At 64.4% G+C, this 17,160-nt stretch carries 16 protein-coding genes and 3 tRNA genes; all 19 read left to right on the top strand.

From position 1 onward, the window contains the following. Window positions 1-258 precede the first annotated feature (258 nt). Window positions 259-1,014, top strand: a complete 756-nt coding sequence (gene tpiA, locus IAE41_RS18725; RefSeq protein ID WP_079222615.1) for a triose-phosphate isomerase — start codon at window positions 259-261, stop codon at window positions 1,012-1,014. Between the two features lie 32 nt (window positions 1,015-1,046). Beyond that, window positions 1,047-1,484, top strand: a complete 438-nt coding sequence (gene secG, locus IAE41_RS18730; RefSeq protein ID WP_079222614.1) for a preprotein translocase subunit SecG — start codon at window positions 1,047-1,049, stop codon at window positions 1,482-1,484. 51 nt (window positions 1,485-1,535) lie between these two features. After that, window positions 1,536-1,620 (top strand) — tRNA-Leu (locus tag IAE41_RS18735). A gap of 110 nt (window positions 1,621-1,730) precedes the next feature. Continuing rightward, window positions 1,731-2,087 (top strand): NADH-quinone oxidoreductase subunit A, encoded by a 357-nt coding sequence (locus tag IAE41_RS18740; RefSeq protein ID WP_079222613.1) that lies wholly within the window; start codon window positions 1,731-1,733, stop codon window positions 2,085-2,087. Next, window positions 2,078-2,632 (top strand): NADH-quinone oxidoreductase subunit B, encoded by a 555-nt coding sequence (locus IAE41_RS18745; protein WP_079222612.1) that lies wholly within the window; start codon window positions 2,078-2,080, stop codon window positions 2,630-2,632. Before IAE41_RS18740 ends, IAE41_RS18745 begins: the two co-directional genes overlap by 10 nt. 33 nt (window positions 2,633-2,665) lie before the next feature. After that, window positions 2,666-3,415, top strand: a complete 750-nt coding sequence (locus IAE41_RS18750) for an NADH-quinone oxidoreductase subunit C (protein WP_079222611.1) — start codon at window positions 2,666-2,668, stop codon at window positions 3,413-3,415. Further along, on the top strand, window positions 3,412-4,719 hold the full coding sequence (locus tag IAE41_RS18755; protein ID WP_200734139.1) for an NADH-quinone oxidoreductase subunit D: 1,308 nt from the start codon (window positions 3,412-3,414) through the stop codon (window positions 4,717-4,719). The genes IAE41_RS18750 and IAE41_RS18755 overlap by 4 nt, the downstream gene beginning before the upstream one ends. A 97-nt stretch (window positions 4,720-4,816) precedes the next feature. After that, window positions 4,817-5,344: an NADH-quinone oxidoreductase subunit NuoE gene (gene nuoE, locus IAE41_RS18760; protein WP_079222609.1), complete on the top strand. Its 528-nt coding sequence runs from the start codon at window positions 4,817-4,819 to the stop codon at window positions 5,342-5,344. Between the two features lie 4 nt (window positions 5,345-5,348). Beyond that, window positions 5,349-6,689 (top strand): NADH-quinone oxidoreductase subunit NuoF, encoded by a 1,341-nt coding sequence (nuoF, locus tag IAE41_RS18765; protein ID WP_079222608.1) that lies wholly within the window; start codon window positions 5,349-5,351, stop codon window positions 6,687-6,689. After that, window positions 6,686-8,920 (top strand): NADH-quinone oxidoreductase subunit NuoG, encoded by a 2,235-nt coding sequence (nuoG, locus tag IAE41_RS18770; protein ID WP_200734140.1) that lies wholly within the window; start codon window positions 6,686-6,688, stop codon window positions 8,918-8,920. The genes nuoF and nuoG overlap by 4 nt, the downstream gene beginning before the upstream one ends. Next, window positions 8,917-10,011, top strand: coding sequence for an NADH-quinone oxidoreductase subunit NuoH (gene nuoH, locus IAE41_RS18775; RefSeq protein WP_200734141.1), 1,095 nt, complete (start codon window positions 8,917-8,919; stop codon window positions 10,009-10,011). Before nuoG ends, nuoH begins: the two co-directional genes overlap by 4 nt. Before the next feature lie 4 nt (window positions 10,012-10,015). Next, window positions 10,016-10,504 (top strand): NADH-quinone oxidoreductase subunit NuoI, encoded by a 489-nt coding sequence (gene nuoI / locus IAE41_RS18780; RefSeq protein ID WP_005410456.1) that lies wholly within the window; start codon window positions 10,016-10,018, stop codon window positions 10,502-10,504. A 9-nt stretch (window positions 10,505-10,513) separates the two neighbouring features. Further along, window positions 10,514-11,173: an NADH-quinone oxidoreductase subunit J gene (locus tag IAE41_RS18785; protein ID WP_200734142.1), complete on the top strand. Its 660-nt coding sequence runs from the start codon at window positions 10,514-10,516 to the stop codon at window positions 11,171-11,173. After that, window positions 11,170-11,475: an NADH-quinone oxidoreductase subunit NuoK gene (gene nuoK, locus IAE41_RS18790; protein WP_053519917.1), complete on the top strand. Its 306-nt coding sequence runs from the start codon at window positions 11,170-11,172 to the stop codon at window positions 11,473-11,475. Before IAE41_RS18785 ends, nuoK begins: the two co-directional genes overlap by 4 nt. Window positions 11,476-11,482: 7 nt before the next feature. Beyond that, window positions 11,483-13,654: an NADH-quinone oxidoreductase subunit L gene (nuoL, locus tag IAE41_RS18795; RefSeq protein ID WP_200734143.1), complete on the top strand. Its 2,172-nt coding sequence runs from the start codon at window positions 11,483-11,485 to the stop codon at window positions 13,652-13,654. A gap of 23 nt (window positions 13,655-13,677) precedes the next feature. Next, window positions 13,678-15,186 carry an NADH-quinone oxidoreductase subunit M gene (locus IAE41_RS18800; protein WP_200734144.1) on the top strand — a complete coding sequence of 503 codons (1,509 nt, stop codon included), beginning with the start codon at window positions 13,678-13,680 and terminating at the stop codon, window positions 15,184-15,186. A gap of 15 nt (window positions 15,187-15,201) precedes the next feature. Further along, entirely contained in the window at window positions 15,202-16,662 is a 1,461-nt protein-coding gene (gene nuoN, locus IAE41_RS18805) for an NADH-quinone oxidoreductase subunit NuoN (RefSeq protein ID WP_200734145.1), read from the top strand. A gap of 127 nt (window positions 16,663-16,789) precedes the next feature. After that, window positions 16,790-16,866 (top strand) — tRNA-Met (locus IAE41_RS18810). 83 nt (window positions 16,867-16,949) lie between these two features. Continuing rightward, a tRNA-Met gene (locus IAE41_RS18815) sits at window positions 16,950-17,026 on the top strand. The last annotated feature ends 134 nt before the right edge of the window (window positions 17,027-17,160 follow it).

Genomic DNA, 17,160 nt, shown 5'->3' on the forward strand with positions numbered 1-17,160 from the left:
GCGCCCGAACGCACAGCCGCCAGCGGCTGGGCCGGGCCCCGGAGGGGGTTCACGGCGTGTCCCGCGCCCCTGCCGCGCCCGGCCAAGCCAATAAATCAAACCGGGCAGTTCGCGACCAACCCACCCCACCCAACCCAACCGACCTGCCACGAGGGGCTGCGCCGTTCGCTGAAAACCCATGTAACCGCTTACAAGCAAACGGGTTTTTCCCGTAACGGGTATCATGGGCGGCTGACTTCATACAGGAGCCACCCGCTCATGCGCCGCAAGATCGTCGCCGGAAACTGGAAGCTGCACGGCAGCCGTCAATTCGCCACTGACCTGCTGGGCCAGGTGGCTGCGGGGCTGCCCAAGGCCGGGGTGGAGGTCGTCATCCTGCCGCCGCTGCCCTACCTGGGCGAGCTGGTCGAGGACTTCGGCGGGACCGGCCTGGTGTTCGGTGCCCAGGACGTCAGCAGCAACGAGAAGGGCGCCTATACCGGGGAGGTCTGCGCCGCCATGCTGCATGAGGTCGGTGCCCGCTACGGCCTGGTCGGCCACTCCGAGCGCCGCCAGTACCATAATGAAAGCAGCGAGCTGGTCGCGCGCAAGTTCGCCGCCGCCCTGCATGCCGGCCTGGTGCCGGTGCTGTGCGTGGGTGAAACCCTGGAACAACGCGAGGCCGGGCAGACCGAGGCGGTCATCGCTGCCCAGCTGGCCCCGGTCCTGGCCCTGGTCGGGGGCGAGGGTTTCGCCACTGCCGTGGTCGCCTACGAGCCGGTGTGGGCCATCGGCACCGGCAAGACCGCCAGCAAGGAGCAGGCGCAGCAGGTCCACGCGTTCATCCGTGGCGAAGTGGCGCGCATCGATGCTAGAATCGCTGATTCACTGCCCATTCTTTACGGCGGCAGCGTGAAGCCCGACAATGCCGGGGAACTGTTCGCGCAGCCGGATGTCGATGGTGGGCTGGTTGGCGGCGCCTCCCTGGTGGCCGCGGACTTCCTGGCCATCGCGCAGGCGGCGGCTGCGAACTAACTCTACAAGTATTGTCCGAGGGCGGATTCCCAATGCTGATGTTGATCCTCAATGTCGTCTACGTGCTCGTGGCCGTGGCCATGATCGCGCTCATCCTGATGCAGCGTGGTTCGGGTGCGGCGGCTGGTTCGGGCTTCGGCGCTGGCGCCTCGGGCACTGTGTTTGGTGCGCGTGGCGCGTCCAACTTCCTGTCCAAGTCGACCAAGTGGCTGGCCGTGGTGTTCTTCGGCATCAGCCTCTTCATGGCCTGGTATGCCGGTCACGGCAGCCGTCCGGCGGCCGAGCAGGACCTGGGCCTGATGTCCGCCCCGGCGGCCAGCGCTCCGGCCGCTCCGGCGGGTGAACTTCCGGCCGTTCCGAAGGCCGATGCGGTCCCGGCCGCCCCGGTTCCGGCCGCGACTGTGCCGGCTCAGGCGGAATCTTCGGTTTCTGGTGAAGAAAAGCCTTCGGAAGGCTCCCAGAAAGACTGAAGACGGTTACAATATGCGGCGCATCGGGTTATCTGACTGATGTGATCGTTTGCCCAGGTGGCGGAATTGGTAGACGCACTACCTTGAGGTGGTAGCGACTTAGGTCGTAGGGGTTCGAGTCCCCTCTTGGGCACCATTTGTAAGTAAAGCGGGTTCTCCTGGCGCGCAATGCGCCAGCCGTTTCCCGTCCACTCCCCCATGCCAAAGCGCCTGCAGGCGCGGCGGCAGAGGCAAGAGAGAATCGCTGTGCTGGCCGAATATTTGCCGTCTCTGCTGTTTCTGATCGTCGCGACCGGTATCGGCATCACGCTGATGCTGATCGGTCGATTCCTCGGTCCCCGCCGCCCCGATCTGGAAAAGCTCTCGCCGTACGAGTGCGGCTTCGAGGCCTTCGAAGACGCGCGCATGAAGTTCGACGTGCGCTACTACCTGATCGCGATCCAGTTCATCGTCTTCGACCTGGAAATCATCTTCATCGTGCCGTGGACCCAGGTCTTCATGGAGCTGGGCGCCCGTTCGCTCGTCACCATGGGCCTGTTCGTCGGCATGCTGTTCCTCGGTTTCATTTACGTCTGGAAGAAGGGAGCGCTGGAATGGGAGTGATTCAGACTCTCGATGGCCTCATGAACAACCCGGTCCCGGAAGGGCGGGTTGATGACATCCTGCGGCCGGAGGGCGACAACCCGCTGCTGGAAAAGGGCTTCGTCACCACCAGCGTCGACGCACTGCTGAACTGGGCGCGCACCGGCTCGATGTGGCCGATGACCTTCGGCCTTGCCTGCTGCGCGGTCGAGATGATGCACGCCGGCGCCGCGCGCCTGGATCTTGACCGCTACGGCGTGGTGTTCCGCCCGTCGCCGCGTCAGTCCGACGTGATGATCGTGGCCGGCACCCTGGTCAACAAGATGGCACCGGCGCTGCGCAAGGTCTACGACCAGATGCCGGACCCGAAGTGGGTCATCTCGATGGGCAGCTGCGCCAACGGCGGCGGCTACTACCATTACTCCTATTCTGTCGTGCGCGGCTGTGATCGCGTGGTGCCGGTGGACGTCTACGTCCCGGGCTGCCCGCCGACCGCCGAGGCGCTGGTGTACGGGATCCTGCAGCTGCAGAAGAAGATCTGGCGTACACAGACCATCGCCCGCTGACCCTTCCACACTACAAGAGCGCGCCAAGCCCCCATGGCAGAGCAAGCATCCTTCATCGACCGACTCTCCGCACGTTTCGCTGGTGCGAAGGTCATCGTGGTCGAACCCCGCGGCGAAGTGACGCTGGAGGTGCCTGCCGCCGAGTGGCATGCCACCGCGCTGGCGCTGCGTGACGAGTTTGGTTTCGAGCAGGCCGTGGATCTCTGCGGCGTCGATTACCTCGGTTATGGCTCCGACGAATGGGACACCGCTGACGTGTCCTCGCAGGGCTTCAGCCGCGGCGTCGAAGGCAAGGCCCAGGGCCGTTTCGCGTGGGGCGAGTTCCCCACCGAAGAGAACGGTGCCGACGGCGCGAGCCCGCAGCACATGCCGACCCAGCGATTCGCCGTGGTCGCCCAGCTGCGCTCCTACCAGCACAACCTGATGTTGCACCTGCGCTGCTTCGCCCCTGACGAAGCACTGCCGGTGGTGTCCTCGCTGACCGGCATCTGGCCGGGCCTGAACTGGTTCGAGCGCGAAGCGTTCGACCTGTACGGCGTGATCTTCGAAGGTCACCCGGACCTGCGCCGGATCCTGACCGACTACGGTTTCGTCGGCCATCCGTTCCGCAAGGACTTCCCGCTGATCGGCAACGTCGAAGTCCGCTACGACGAAGAAAAGAAGCGCGTGATCTACGAACCGGTCACCTCGGTGGAGCCGCGCGTCGGCGTGCCGCGCGTGATCCGCGACGACGCCCGTCTGCAGACCGCAGAAGGTGAGCGCGCGCAGGAGGCAGTGAAGTGAGCCACGTACACCAGGCCGGCGAAGCTTTCGCCAGCAACGCCGCCGAGAGCCGGCAGGAAATCCGCAACTACACCATGAACTTCGGCCCGCAGCATCCGGCCGCCCATGGTGTGCTGCGCCTGATCCTGGAAATGGACGGCGAAACCATCATGCGCGCCGACCCGCACGTCGGCCTGCTGCACCGTGGTACCGAAAAGCTGGCCGAGTCCAAGCCTTTCAACCAGTCGATCGGCTACATGGATCGCCTGGACTACGTGTCGATGATGTGCAACGAGCACGCCTACGTGCGCTCGATCGAAACCCTGATGGGGATCGAGGCGCCGGAACGCGCGCAGTACATCCGCACGATGTACGACGAAATCACCCGCATCCTGAACCACCTGATGTGGCTGGGCTCCAATGCCCTCGATCTGGGTGCGATGGCGGTCATGCTGTACGCCTTCCGTGAGCGCGAAGAGCTGATGGACTGCTACGAAGCAGTTTCCGGCGCGCGCATGCACGCGGCGTACTACCGTCCGGGCGGCGTCTACCGCGACCTGCCGGACCACATGCCGAAGTACAAGGAATCGCGCTGGCACAAGGGCAAGGCACTGAAGCAGCTCAATGCTTCGCGTGAAGGCTCGCTGCTGGACTTCCTGGAGAACTTCACCAACGAGTTCCCGGGTCGCGTCGACGAATACGAAACCCTGCTGACCGACAACCGTATCTGGAAGCAGCGTACGGTCGGCATCGGCGTGGTCAGCCCGGAACTGGCCCACCAGTGGGGCATGACCGGCGTGATGCTGCGCGGTTCGGGCGTTGCCTGGGATCTGCGCAAGAAGCGTCCGTACGCCAAGTACGATGCCGTCGATTTCGACATCCCGCTGGGCAAGGAAGGCGACTGCTACGACCGCTACCTGTGCCGCGTGGCCGAAATGCGCGAATCCAACCGCATCATCAAGCAGTGCGTGGCGTGGCTGAAGGCCAACCCGGGCCCGGTGATGGTGAAGAACTTCAAGGTCGCTCCGCCCAGGCGCGAGGACATGAAGGACGACATGGAAGCGCTGATCCACCACTTCAAGCTGTTCAGCGAAGGCTATTGCGTCCCGGCCGGCGAAACCTATTCGGCGGTGGAAGCCCCGAAGGGCGAGTTCGGCTGCTACCTGGTCTCCGATGGCGCCAACAAGCCTTTCCGCGTGCACCTGCGCGCGCCGGGCTTCGCCCACCTGTCCTCGATCGATTCGATCGTGCGCGGCCACATGCTGGCTGACGTGGTGGCAATGATCGGCACCTACGATCTGGTGTTCGGCGAGGTTGACCGGTAATGACGTCTGCCAAGCCAACGCCTGCTGCAGGCAGCCGGCGCAAGCCGGCGCCGCAGTTTCTGCAATTTCACGTTATGCATTTCGCTGAGGTCGGCCGATGAAGGCGACAGGTAATTTCGAGACGGCGCGCGACGTCGACCCGATGGTGGTGTTGAGCGACAAGACGCGCGCTCACATCGATCACTGGCTGTCCAAGTTCCCGCCGGACCGCAAGCGCTCTGCCGTGCTGCAGGGCCTGCACGCGGCCCAGGAGCAGAACGAGGGCTGGCTGACCGACGAGCTGATCGCCGGCGTGGCCAAGTACCTCGACCTGCCGCCGGTGTGGGCCTACGAGGTCGCCAGCTTCTACTCGATGTTCGAGACCGAGAAGGTGGGCCGCAACAACGTGGCCATCTGCACCAACATCAGCTGCTGGCTCAATGGCGCTGAGGACATCGTGCGCCATTGCGAGAAGAAGCTGGGCATCAAGCACGGCCAGTCCACCCCGGACGGCCGCGTCTACCTCAAGCGCGAGGAAGAGTGCCTGGCAGGCTGCGGTGGTGCACCGATGATGGTCATCAACGGTCATTACCATGAGCGTCTGACCCTGGAAAAGGTCGACGAGCTGCTGGACGGGCTGGAGTAAGGGCATGGCACATCACCACGAATCCAAGGGTCCGGTCGGCCCCGCGCCGCTGCCGCACCAGGTGGTCTACACCACCCTGCATTACGACACCCCGTGGTCGTACGAAAGCTACCTGAAGACCGGTGGCTATGCCGCCCTGCGCAAGATCCTCGAAGAGAAGATCCCGCCGGAGCAGGTCATCGAGATGGTCAAGGCCTCGGGCCTGCGCGGCCGCGGTGGCGCTGGCTTCCCGACCGGCCTGAAGTGGTCCTTCATGCCCAAGGGCAACATGCAGAAGTACATCCTCTGCAACTCGGATGAATCCGAGCCGGGCACCTGCAAGGACCGCGACATCCTGCGCTACAACCCGCATTCGGTCGTGGAAGGCATGGCGATCGCCTGCTACGCCACCGGCTCGACCGTGGGCTACAACTACCTGCGCGGTGAGTTCCACCACGAGCCGTTCGAGAACTTCGAACAGGCCCTGGCCGATGCCTATGCAAATGGCTGGCTGGGCAAGAACGTGATGGGCTCGGGCGTGGACATCGACATCTACGGTGCCCTGGGCGCCGGCGCCTACATCTGCGGCGAAGAAACCGCGCTGATGGAATCGCTGGAAGGCAAGAAGGGCCAGCCGCGCTACAAGCCGCCGTTCCCGGCGAACTTCGGCCTGTACGGCAAGCCGTCGACGATCAACAACACCGAAACCTACGGTTCGGTGCCGGCGATCATCCGCAACGGTCCGGAGTGGTTCAAGGGCCTGAGCCTGACCGCCAACGGCGGCCCGAAGTGCTTCTCGGTCTCCGGCTGCGTGCAGAACGGTGGCAACTTCGAAGTGCCGCTGGGTACCACCTTCGACGACCTGCTGGCGATGGCCGGTGGCCTCCGTCCGGGCCGCACCCTGAAGGGCGCGATCCCGGGCGGCGTGTCGATGCCGGTGCTGACCGCGGCCGAGCTGAAGGGCCTGCCGATGGACTACGACACCATCCGTGCACTGGGCTCCGGCCTGGGTTCGGGCGCCGTCGTGGTGCTGGATGACAGCGTCTGCTGCGTCAAGTTCGCCTGCCGCATCAGCCAGTTCTTCCACAAGGAGTCCTGCGGCCAGTGCACCCCGTGCCGTGAAGGTACCGGCTGGATGCACCGCGTGCTGGAGCGCATCGTCGCCGGCAAGGCCACGATGGAAGACCTGCACCAGCTGAAGGCGGTGGCCGGCCAGATCGAAGGCCACACCATCTGTGCGTTCGGCGAAGCGGCTGCATGGCCCATCCAGGGCTTCCTGCGCCAGTTCTGGGACGAGTTCGAGTACTACATCGTCAACGGTCATTCGATGGTTGACGGCAAGAAGGTGGAGGCAGCCGCTGCATGAGCGCGCAACCCGTAAATCCGAGCGTCCCACCCGATCACGTCACGATCGAGATCGATGGCAAGTCGCTGGTCGTGCCCAAGGGCTCGATGATCATCCAGGCCGCCGACAAGGCTGGCATCTCCATTCCGCGCTTCTGCTACCACGAGAAGCTGCCGATCGCCGCCAACTGCCGCATGTGCCTGGTGGACGTGGAGAAGTCGCCGAAGCCGGCGCCGGCCTGCGCCACCCCGGTGATGGACGGCATGAAGGTCGCCACCCGCAGTGAGACGGCGCTCAAGTTCCAGCGTTCGGTGATGGAGTTCCTGCTCATCAACCACCCGCTGGACTGCCCGATCTGCGACCAGGGCGGCGAGTGCGAACTGCAGGACGTCTCGCTGGGCTATGGCCGTTCGGTCAGCCGCTTCAACGAGCGCAAGCGCGTGGTGCCGGACGAGGACATGGGTCCGCTGGTCGCCACCGAGATGACCCGCTGCATCCAGTGCACCCGCTGCGTGCGCTTCACCGCTGACGTGGCTGGCACCTATGAACTGGGTGGCATGTACCGCGGCGAGAACCTGCAGATCGGTACCTACGACGGCAAGCCGCTGACCACCGAGCTGTCCGGCAACGTCGTCGACGTCTGCCCGGTCGGCGCGCTGACCAACAAGGTGTTCCAGTTCCGCGCCCGCCCGTGGGAACTGACCGCGCGCGAATCGCTGGGCTACCACGACGCCATGGGTTCGAACCTGTTCCTGCACGTGCGTCGCGGCGAAGTGCTGCGCACCGTGCCGCGCGACAACGAAGCCGTGAACGAGTGCTGGCTGTCCGACCGCGACCGCTACTCGCACCAGGGCCTGTACAGCGAAGACCGTGCGGTCAAGCCGCTGCGCAAGGTCAATGGCGAGTGGAAGGAAGTGAGCTGGGCCGAAGGCCTGGCCGCGGCCGCCGAGATCCTCAAGGCCCACCAGGGTGACCACCTGGGCGTGCTGGTGCACCCGTCGACCTCCAACGAGGAAGGCGCGCTGCTGGCCCGCCTGGCCAAGGGCCTGGGCTCGAACAACATCGACCACCGCATCAATAACCGCGATTTCTCCGACGCCGCAACCGCCGAAGTGTTCGGCCTGCCGCTGGCCGAGATCGAAGGCGCCGACCGCATCGTCATTCTTGGCAGCAACATCCGCCACGAACTGCCGCTGCTGCACGCCCGCCTGCGCAAGGCGCAGACGACCAAGGGCGCGAAGATCCACGTCGTCAACCCGGTGGACTTCGACTTCGCCTTCAGCGTTGCCGGCAAGCAGATCGTCGCCCCGTCGAAGTTCGTCGGCGCGCTGGCCAACGAAGAACTGCGTTCGGCCGTGCAGGGCGGTACCAACACCGTGCTGATCGTCGGTGGCATCGCCGAGAACCACCCGCAGGCCGCCGCGATCCGCGCCGCTGCGCGTGATTTCGCTGCCGCTACCGGTGCCAAGCTGTGCCGCATCCCGCAGGGCGCCAATGCCGTGGGCCTGGCCCGCGCCGGCGTGCTGCCGGCCGGCAAGGACGTGGCCACCATGCTGGCGCAGCCGCGCCAGGCCTACGTGGTGTACGGCCTCGAGCCGGGCCTGGACTTCGCCAATGCCCCGGCCGCGCGCAAGGCGCTGGTCGGTGCCAAGGTGGTGGCCTTCAGCCAGTTCGCCTGCGTCTCCACCCGCGACGTTGCCGACGTCATCCTGCCGATCGGCGCGCTGCCGGAAATCGACGCCACCCTGACCAACCTCGATGGTCGCGAGCAGTCGGCCCGTGCCGGCGGCAAGCTGCCGGGCGAGGCCCGCGAGGGCTGGCGCGTGCTGCGCGCACTGGGCGGCGACATGGCGCTGGCCGGTTTCGACTTCACCGACCTGGCCGGCCTGCGTGCCAGCCTGGCGCCGGTGTCGGTCGCCGTGGCGGCCTCGGCCCAGCCGGCCGTTGCCGGCGAAGGCCTGGAAGTGGCTTCGACCGCTGCGATCTACCGCACCGATGCGGTGGTCCGCCGCGCCCCGGCGCTGCAGTCGCATCCGCTGAACAACGCCCCGCGCATCGTGCTGAACGCTGACGATGCCGCGCGCCTGCAGCTGCAGGAAGGGCAGATGGCCAAGGTCGGCACCGATGCCGGCAAGGCCACCCTGCCGGTGGTGGTCGACGCCCGCGTCGCTGCGGGTTCGGTCTGGATTGAATCGGGCCACGGCGCGACCGCGCCGCTGGGTGCCGCTCGCGTATCGGTGGTGGCTGCATGAACGAATTGCTGTTGAACGCGGTCGACCCGCTGCACCAGTGGCTGCTTGGCCTTGGTGATATCGGCGCGCTGATCTGGATCATCCTGAAGATCCTGGTGATCACCGTTCCGGTGATCATCTCGGTGGCCTTCTACGTGGTCTGGGAACGCAAGCTGATCGGCTGGATGCACGTCCGCCACGGCCCGATGTACGTGGGCATGGGCATCTTCCAGGCCTTCGCCGACGTCTTCAAGCTGCTGTTCAAGGAAGTGGTCCAGCCGAGCAGCGCCAACAAGGCGATCTACCTGCTCGCACCGCTGATCACCCTGGCCCCGGCCTTCGCGGCCTGGTCGGTGGTGCCCTTCGATTCGCAGATCGTGCTGTCCAACGCCAACGCCGGCCTGCTGTACCTGCTGGCGATGACCTCCCTGGGCATCTACGGCATCATCCTGGCCGGTTGGGCATCCAACTCGAAGTATGCGTTCCTGGGTGCGATGCGCGCCTCGGCGCAGATGATCAGCTACGAAATCGCGATGGGCTTCGCCCTGGTCGGCGTGATGATCGCGTCGGGCAGCCTGAACCTGAGCAGCATCGTGATGGCGCAGGCCGGCAATTCCGGCTTCTTCGACTGGTTCCTGCTGCCGCTGTTCCCGCTGTTCGTCATCTACTGGGTGTCGGGCGTGGCTGAAACCAACCGCGCGCCGTTCGACGTGGTGGAAGGCGAATCGGAAATCGTCGCCGGCCACATGGTCGAATACTCCGGCGGTGCCTTCGCCCTGTTCTTCCTGGCCGAATACGCGAACATGATCCTGATCAGCTTCCTGATCTCGATCTTCTTCCTCGGCGGCTGGCTGAGCCCGATCCAGGGTTGGGTCAACTTCGGTGATGTCTCGCCGCTGGTCGACTGGATCTGGAAGGGCGGCGCACCGTGGCTGTTCGTCAAGGTCTTCTTCTTCGCCAGTGCCTACATCTGGTTCCGTGCCAGCTTCCCGCGCTTCCGCTATGACCAGATCATGCGCCTGGGCTGGAAGGTCTTCATCCCGCTGGCCATTCTGTGGATCGCGGTTACCGCCGTCATGGTGTTCTTCGGCGTGATTCAAAAGGGCGTCTAAAGTGATGAACAGGATTACCCATTACTTCAAGAGCCTGCTGCTGCTCGAACTGCTGGCCGGTCTCTGGCTGACGCTGAAGTACAGCTTCAAGCCGAAGTACACGATGATGTACCCGATGGAGAAGTTCCCGCAGTCGCCGCGCTTCCGTGGCCTGCACGCCCTGCGCCGTTACCCCAACGGTGAAGAGCGCTGCATCGCCTGCAAGCTGTGCGAAGCGGTGTGCCCGGCACTGGCCATCACCATCGACTCGGCCAAGCGCGAGGACGGCACCCGCCGTACCACCCGCTACGACATCGATCTGTTCAAGTGCATCTTCTGCGGCTTCTGTGAAGAAAGCTGCCCGGTGGACTCGATCGTCGAAACCCACATCCTCGAGTACCACTTCGAGAACCGTGGCGAAAACATCGTTACCAAGCCGCAGCTGCTGGCCCTTGGCGATCGTCTCGAAAACGAGATCGCCGAGCGTCGTGCCGCCGATGCCGCTTACCGCTGAGGTCGAGAGATGGATTGGGTAAATATCGCTTTCTGGGTGTTCGCCATCGCGGCAACGGTTTCGGCCGGTGCGGTGATCAGCGTGCGCAACCCGGTTCACGCCGTGCTCTGCCTGGTGCTGACCTTCTTCTCCATCGCCTGCGTGTGGCTGCTGGTCGGTGCCGAGTTCCTCGGTGTCGCGCTGGTGCTGGTCTACGTCGGCGCGGTGATGGTGCTGTTCCTGTTCGTGGTGATGATGCTCGACATCGACCCCACGAACCTGCGTGAGGGCTGGGTGCGCTACCTGCCGGTCGGCCTGATCGTGGCCGTGGCCATGCTGGTGCAGATGCTGATCCTGATCGGGGTGAAGGGCAGGGCGGTCAACGCCTTCCCGGCGGACAACGCTGCGGCCCTGGCCGCGGACACGTCCAACATCACCTGGCTGGCACGCAGCCTGTTCACCGAATTCCTGCTGCCGTTCGAGTTCGCCGCCGTCATCCTGACCGTGGCCGTGGTGGCCGCCGTCATGCTGACCCTGCGCCGTCGTACCGGCGTGAAGAGCCAGAACCCGGGCGACCAGACGATGGTCAAGGCTGGCCAGCGCCTGCGCATGGTCAAGATGGACGCTGAAAAGCCGCTGGTCCACAGCAACACCAAGCCGGTCGCGGGCGACGAGGAGACCCAGGCATGATCACTCTCGGCCACATCCTGGCGCTGGGCGCGGTGCTGTTCTGCATCAGCCTTGCCGGCATCTTCCTCAACCGCAAGAACATCATCGTCCTGCTGATGTCCATCGAGTTGATGCTGCTGTCGGTGAACATCAACTTCGTCGGGTTCTCGCGCCAGCTGGGCGATCCGTCCGGCCAGCTGTTCGTGTTCTTCATCCTGACCGTTGCCGCTGCCGAGGCCGCCATCGGCCTGGCGATCCTGGTGACCCTGTTCCGTACACGCCGCACAATCAATGTCGGCGAAGTCGATTCGCTGAAGGGCTGATCCACAGATGGAAATCACTCTCTCCAAGAGTCTGTTGATCGCAGTGGTGCTTGCACCGCTGTTCGGCAGCATCATCGCCGGCCTGTTCGGTCGCCAGGTCAAGCGCTTCGGCGCACAGACCGTCACCATCCTCGGCGTGGCCATCAGCTGCGCCCTGTCGATGTACACCCTGTACCAGCTGGTCTGGGGCGGTGCGCAGCCGTTCAACCAGAACCTGTACACCTTCTTCGAAGTGGGCCAGTACTCGGCCCATGTCGGCTTCATGGTCGACAAGCTGACCGCGATGATGATGGTGGTGGTGACCTTCGTGTCGCTGCTGGTCCATATCTACACCATCGGCTACATGGAAGAAGACCCGGGCTACCAGCGCTTCTTCAGCTACATCTCGCTGTTCACCTTCTCGATGCTCACCCTGGTGATGAGCAACAACTTCCTGCAGCTGTTCTTCGGCTGGGAAGCGGTGGGCCTGGTGTCGTACCTGCTGATCGGCTTCTGGTTCAAGCGCCCGACCGCGATCTTCGCCAACATGAAGGCGTTCCTGGTCAACCGCGTCGGTGACTTCGGCTTCCTGCTGGGCATCGCCGGCGTGCTGTGGGTGTTCGGCACCCTGGATTACTCGCAGGTCTTCTCGCAGGCCGGCGCACTGGCCAGCCCTGAAGCCAAGATGCAGATCTGGGACGGCACCGTCTTCGGCATGCAGCTGCTGAGCGAGCCGGTCGTCTGGTCGATCGCCACCGTCATCTGCATCTGCCTGTTCATCGGCGCCATGGGCAAGTCGGCCCAGGTCCCGCTGCACGTGTGGCTGCCGGACTCGATGGAAGGCCCGACCCCGATCTCGGCACTGATCCACGCTGCGACCATGGTGACCGCCGGTATCTTCATGGTCACCCGCATGTCGCCGCTGTTCGAGCTGTCGCAGACCGCGCTGAACTTCATCCTCTTCATCGGTGCCACCACCGCGTTCTTCACCGGCCTGATCGGCATCGTGCAGAACGACATCAAGCGCGTGGTCGCGTACTCGACCCTGTCGCAGCTGGGCTACATGACGGTTGCACTGGGCGTGTCGGCCTACTCGGCCGCCGTGTTCCACCTGATGACCCACGCCTTCTTCAAGGCGCTGCTGTTCCTGGGTGCCGGCTCGGTCATCATCGCGATGCACCACGAGCAGGACATGCGCAAGATGGGCGGCCTGCGCAAGTACATGCCGATCACCTTCATCACCATGTGGATCGGTACGCTGGCCCTGGTCGGTACGCCGTTCTTCTCCGGCTTCTACTCGAAGGACACCATCATCGAGGCGGCCGAGATCCACGCCCATATCCAGAACAGCTGGGTGGCCACCTATGGCTACTGGGCAGTGCTGGGTGGCGTGCTGGTGACCAGCTTCTACAGCTTCCGCCTGCTGTTCATGACCTTCCATGGTCCGGAACGCTTCCGCGATGCGCACCATGATGACCACGGCCATGACGACCATCATGCCGCCGATGCCCATCATGCCGACGCGCACCACGGCGATGCCCATGACGACCACGGCCATGGCCACGGTCCGCATGAGCCGCACGAAACCCCGTGGGTGGTGACCCTGCCGCTGATCCTGCTGGCCATCCCCTCGATCGCCATCGGTTTCTTCAGCATCGGCCCGATGCTGCACGGCACCGACTGGGCCGGCCACCACGCCCACGAGGCGATCAAGGGCCAGGCGACCACGTTCTTCACCGGCATCGTCGATTTCTACGATCCGGCCAAGAACACCGTCGGCTTCCTCGGCGAGGAGTTCCATGGTCCGGTGGCGTTCGCGCTGCACGGCATGATGCTGCCGCCGTTCTGGCTGACCCTGGCAGGCTTCCTGCTGGCCGCGCTGTTCTACCTGTGGAAGCCGGACCTGTCGGGCAAGGCCCGCAGGACCTTCGCCCCGCTGGTCTCGGTGCTGGAAAACAAGTACGGCTTCGACAAGCTGTGGATCGATGGCTTCGCCGGTGGCAGCGTCAAGCTCGGCAAGGTCGCACGCTGGATCGACAGCAACATCGTCGATGGCGTGGTCAATCTCTCGGCACGTGTTGTGGACGTCGCAGCCGGCGTGCTGCGTCGTACCCAATCCGGTTTCCTCTATCACTACGCCTTCGCGATGATCATCGGCCTGATTGCCCTCCTGGGCGTGCTGATGCATTACCTGCGTTGATGACCTGTACGGAATAAGAAGACGTGTCGAACTGGCCCCTACTCAGTGTCCTCATCTGGCTGCCGATCCTCGGCGGTGCCCTGATCCTTGCGATCCGTGATGCGCAGACCGCCCGCTGGGCGTCGATCGGCGTGGCGCTGCTGACCTTCGTTGCGAGTCTCTCGCTGCTCAGCAGCTACAACCCGGCTGCCGATGGCATGCAGTTCGTCGAGACCCATGCGTGGATCCCGGCGTACAAGATCGGCTACAACCTGGGCGTGGATGGCATCGCCATCGCGCTGATCCTGCTGACCACCCTGGTCGGCGTGCTGGCCCTGCTGGGCGCCTGGAGCGCGATCGACAAGCGCGTCAACCAGTACGTGGCTGCCTTCCTGATCCTGGAAGGCGTCACCGTCGGCATCTTCTCGGCCACGGACGCGATGCTGTTCTACGTGTTCTTCGAGGCGATGCTGATCCCGATGTTCCTCATCATCGGTGTCTGGGGCGGCCCGCGCCGCATCTACGCCGCGATGAAGTTCTTCCTGTACACCTTCCTCGGCTCCGTGCTGATGCTGGTGGCGCTGATCTACCTGTACATGAAGGGCGGCAGCTTCCAGCTGGCCGATCTGTACGCGCTGCCGCTGAGCGCCAAGGAACAGACCTGGATCTTCTTCGCCTTCCTGATCGCCTTCGCGGTCAAGGTGCCGATGTTCCCGGTGCACACCTGGCTGCCGGACGCCCACGTGGAAGCGCCGACCGCCGGTTCGGTCATCCTGGCCGCCATTGCCCTGAAGATCGGTGGCTACGGCTTCCTGCGCTTCAACCTGCCGATCGTCCCCGATGCGTCGAGCGAGTGGGCCTGGCTGGTCATCGCCCTGTCGCTGATCGCCGTGATCTACGTCGGCCTGGTCGCCCTGGTGCAGGACGACATGAAGAAGCTGATCGCCTATTCGTCGATCGCGCACATGGGCTTTGTCACCCTGGGCACCTTCATCGCCCTGTGGCTGGTGCGTGAAGCCGGCAACGCCGATGCCGCCCGCCTGGGCCTGCAGGGCGCCATGGTGCAGATGATCTCGCACGGCTTCGTGTCCGGCGCGATGTTCTCCTGCGTCGGCGTGCTGTACGACCGCATGCACAGCCGCCGCATCGCCGATTACGGCGGCGTGGTCAACGTGATGCCGTGGTTCGCCACCTTCGCCATGCTGTTCTTCATGGCCAATGCCGGCCTGCCGGGCACCAGTGGTTTTGCCGGTGAATTCATGGTCATCCTGGCTGCGTTCCAGCGCAATCCGTGGATCGCCCTGGGCGCCGCCACCACCCTGATCATCGGTGCGGCCTACACCCTGTGGCTGTACAAGCGCATCTTCTTCGGCGAAGTGGCCAACAGCCACGTGGCTGAGCTGAAGGACATCAACGGCCGCGAATGGGCGCTGCTGACCGTGTTCGCCATCGGCGTGCTGGCCCTGGGCATCTACCCCAAGCCGCTGACCGACCTGATGGAGCCCTCGATCGCGAAGCTGGCGATGCAGATCGCATCCAGCAAGCTGCTGTAATTCCAGGATTTGATGATGACCACCTCGCCGCTGTTGCCATTGACCGCCGCTGACCTGCCACCGCTCGCTCCCGAGCTGGTGCTGATCGGCAGCGCCTTCGCCCTGATGATCCTCGACCTGTTCGTCAGCAACCGGAACAAGATCGTCACCCACCTGTTCTCGGTCGCTGCCCTGGCCGTGGTGCTGTTCATGCTCGCCACCGGCGTGGGCGGGCAGGGTGAGGTCTTCCACGGCATGTTCGTGCGCGACACCGCCGCGGATGTGATGAAGACCGGGATCGTGCTGCTCAGCGGCCTGACCCTGGTCTACGGCTGGCGCTACCTGCGCGACCGCAACCTGTTCCAGGGCGAGATCCCGGTGCTGATCCTGTTCGGCACCGCCGGCATGATGATCCTTGTCTCGGCCGGCAGCCTGCTGATGGTCTACCTGGGCCTGGAACTGCTGGCCCTGTGCTCCTACGCCCTGGTCGCCAGCAACCGCGACAGCGGCCTGGCCTCGGAAGCGGCGATGAAGTACATCGTCCTTGGTTCGCTGGCATCGGGCCTGCTGCTGTACGGCATGTCGCTGATCTACGGCGCCACCGGCAGCCTGCACCTGGACGCCATCCAGGCCGCCATCCCGCATTCGGAGGAACGCGTGCTGCTGGTCACCGGTGCGGTGTTCATGATCGCCGGCGTCGCCTTCAAGCTGGGTGCCGCGCCGTTCCACATGTGGCTGCCGGACGTGTACCAGGGTGCCCCGGCACCGATCGCGCTGTTCATCAGCTCGGCACCGAAGCTGGCTGCCTTCGGCATGGCGTACCGCCTGCTGGAAATGGGCGTGGGCCCGCTGTCCACCGAGCTGCAGCTGCTGATCGCCGGCCTGGCCGCCGTGTCGCTGGTCATCGGCAACCTGATGGCCATCGCGCAGAGCAACCTCAAGCGCATGCTGGCGTTCTCCACCGTCTCGCACATCGGCTTCCTGCTGATGGGCATCGCCGGTGGTGGCGCGCAGGGTTATGCCGCCGCGCTGTTCTACGCTCTGGCCTACGCCATCATGTCCACCGCCGCCTTCGGTGCGATCATCGCCCTGTCGCGCGCCGGCTTTGAAGCCGAGAACATCGAGGACTTCAAGGGCCTGAACGCCCGCAACCCGTGGATGGCCGGCCTGGTGCTGTGCATCATGGCGTCGCTGGCCGGCATCCCGCCGTTCCTGGGCTTCTGGACCAAGCTGGCCGTGCTCGGCGCAGCCGTCAACGGGGGCCTGCTGTGGCTGGCCATCCTGGGCGTGCTGTGCGCCGTGGTCGGCTGCTTCTACTACCTGCGCGTCATCAAGGTCATGTACTTCGATGAGCCGGTGGGCGAGGCCATGCCGCGCAACAACGACCGCGTGCTGGGCGTCGTGCTGGGCGTGAATGCCCTGGCACTGCTGGCCCTGGGCCTGGCCTGGAACCCGATCATGGTCTGGTGCCAGCAGGCATTTGCGCATCTTGCATAAAAGTTGACACAAAGCTGCGCGATTCGTGTAATATGCGCAGCCTGAGTTGTCACTGCAGCGGTTCAGCCAGAACATCGTTGCGGTAGCCCTCCTCGAAAGAGCAGGGCAGCAGTTCAAACACTTCCGGTGCGGGGTGGAGCAGTCTGGCAGCTCGTCGGGCTCATAACCCGAAGGTCGCAGGTTCAAATCCTGCCCCCGCTACCAAACATCGAAACGGCGCCAACCGGTTTGATGAATGAGGGAAAGCTTGCATGTTTTGAAGTTATCACTCATAATTCCGCTTCTGATGCGGGGTGGAGCAGTCTGGCAGCTCGTCGGGCTCATAACCCGAAGGTCGCAGGTTCAAATCCTGCCCCCGCTACCAAACATCGAAACGGCGCCAACCGGTTTGATGAATGAGGGAAAGCTTGCATGTTTTGAAGTTATCACTCATAATTCCGCTTCTGATGCGGGGTGGAGCAGTCTGGCAGCTCGTCGGGCTCATAACCCGAAGGTCGC

Origin of the sequence: Stenotrophomonas sp. S39 (assembly GCF_016624665.1) — a bacterium.
In the GTDB taxonomy this organism is placed as follows: domain Bacteria; phylum Pseudomonadota; class Gammaproteobacteria; order Xanthomonadales; family Xanthomonadaceae; genus Stenotrophomonas.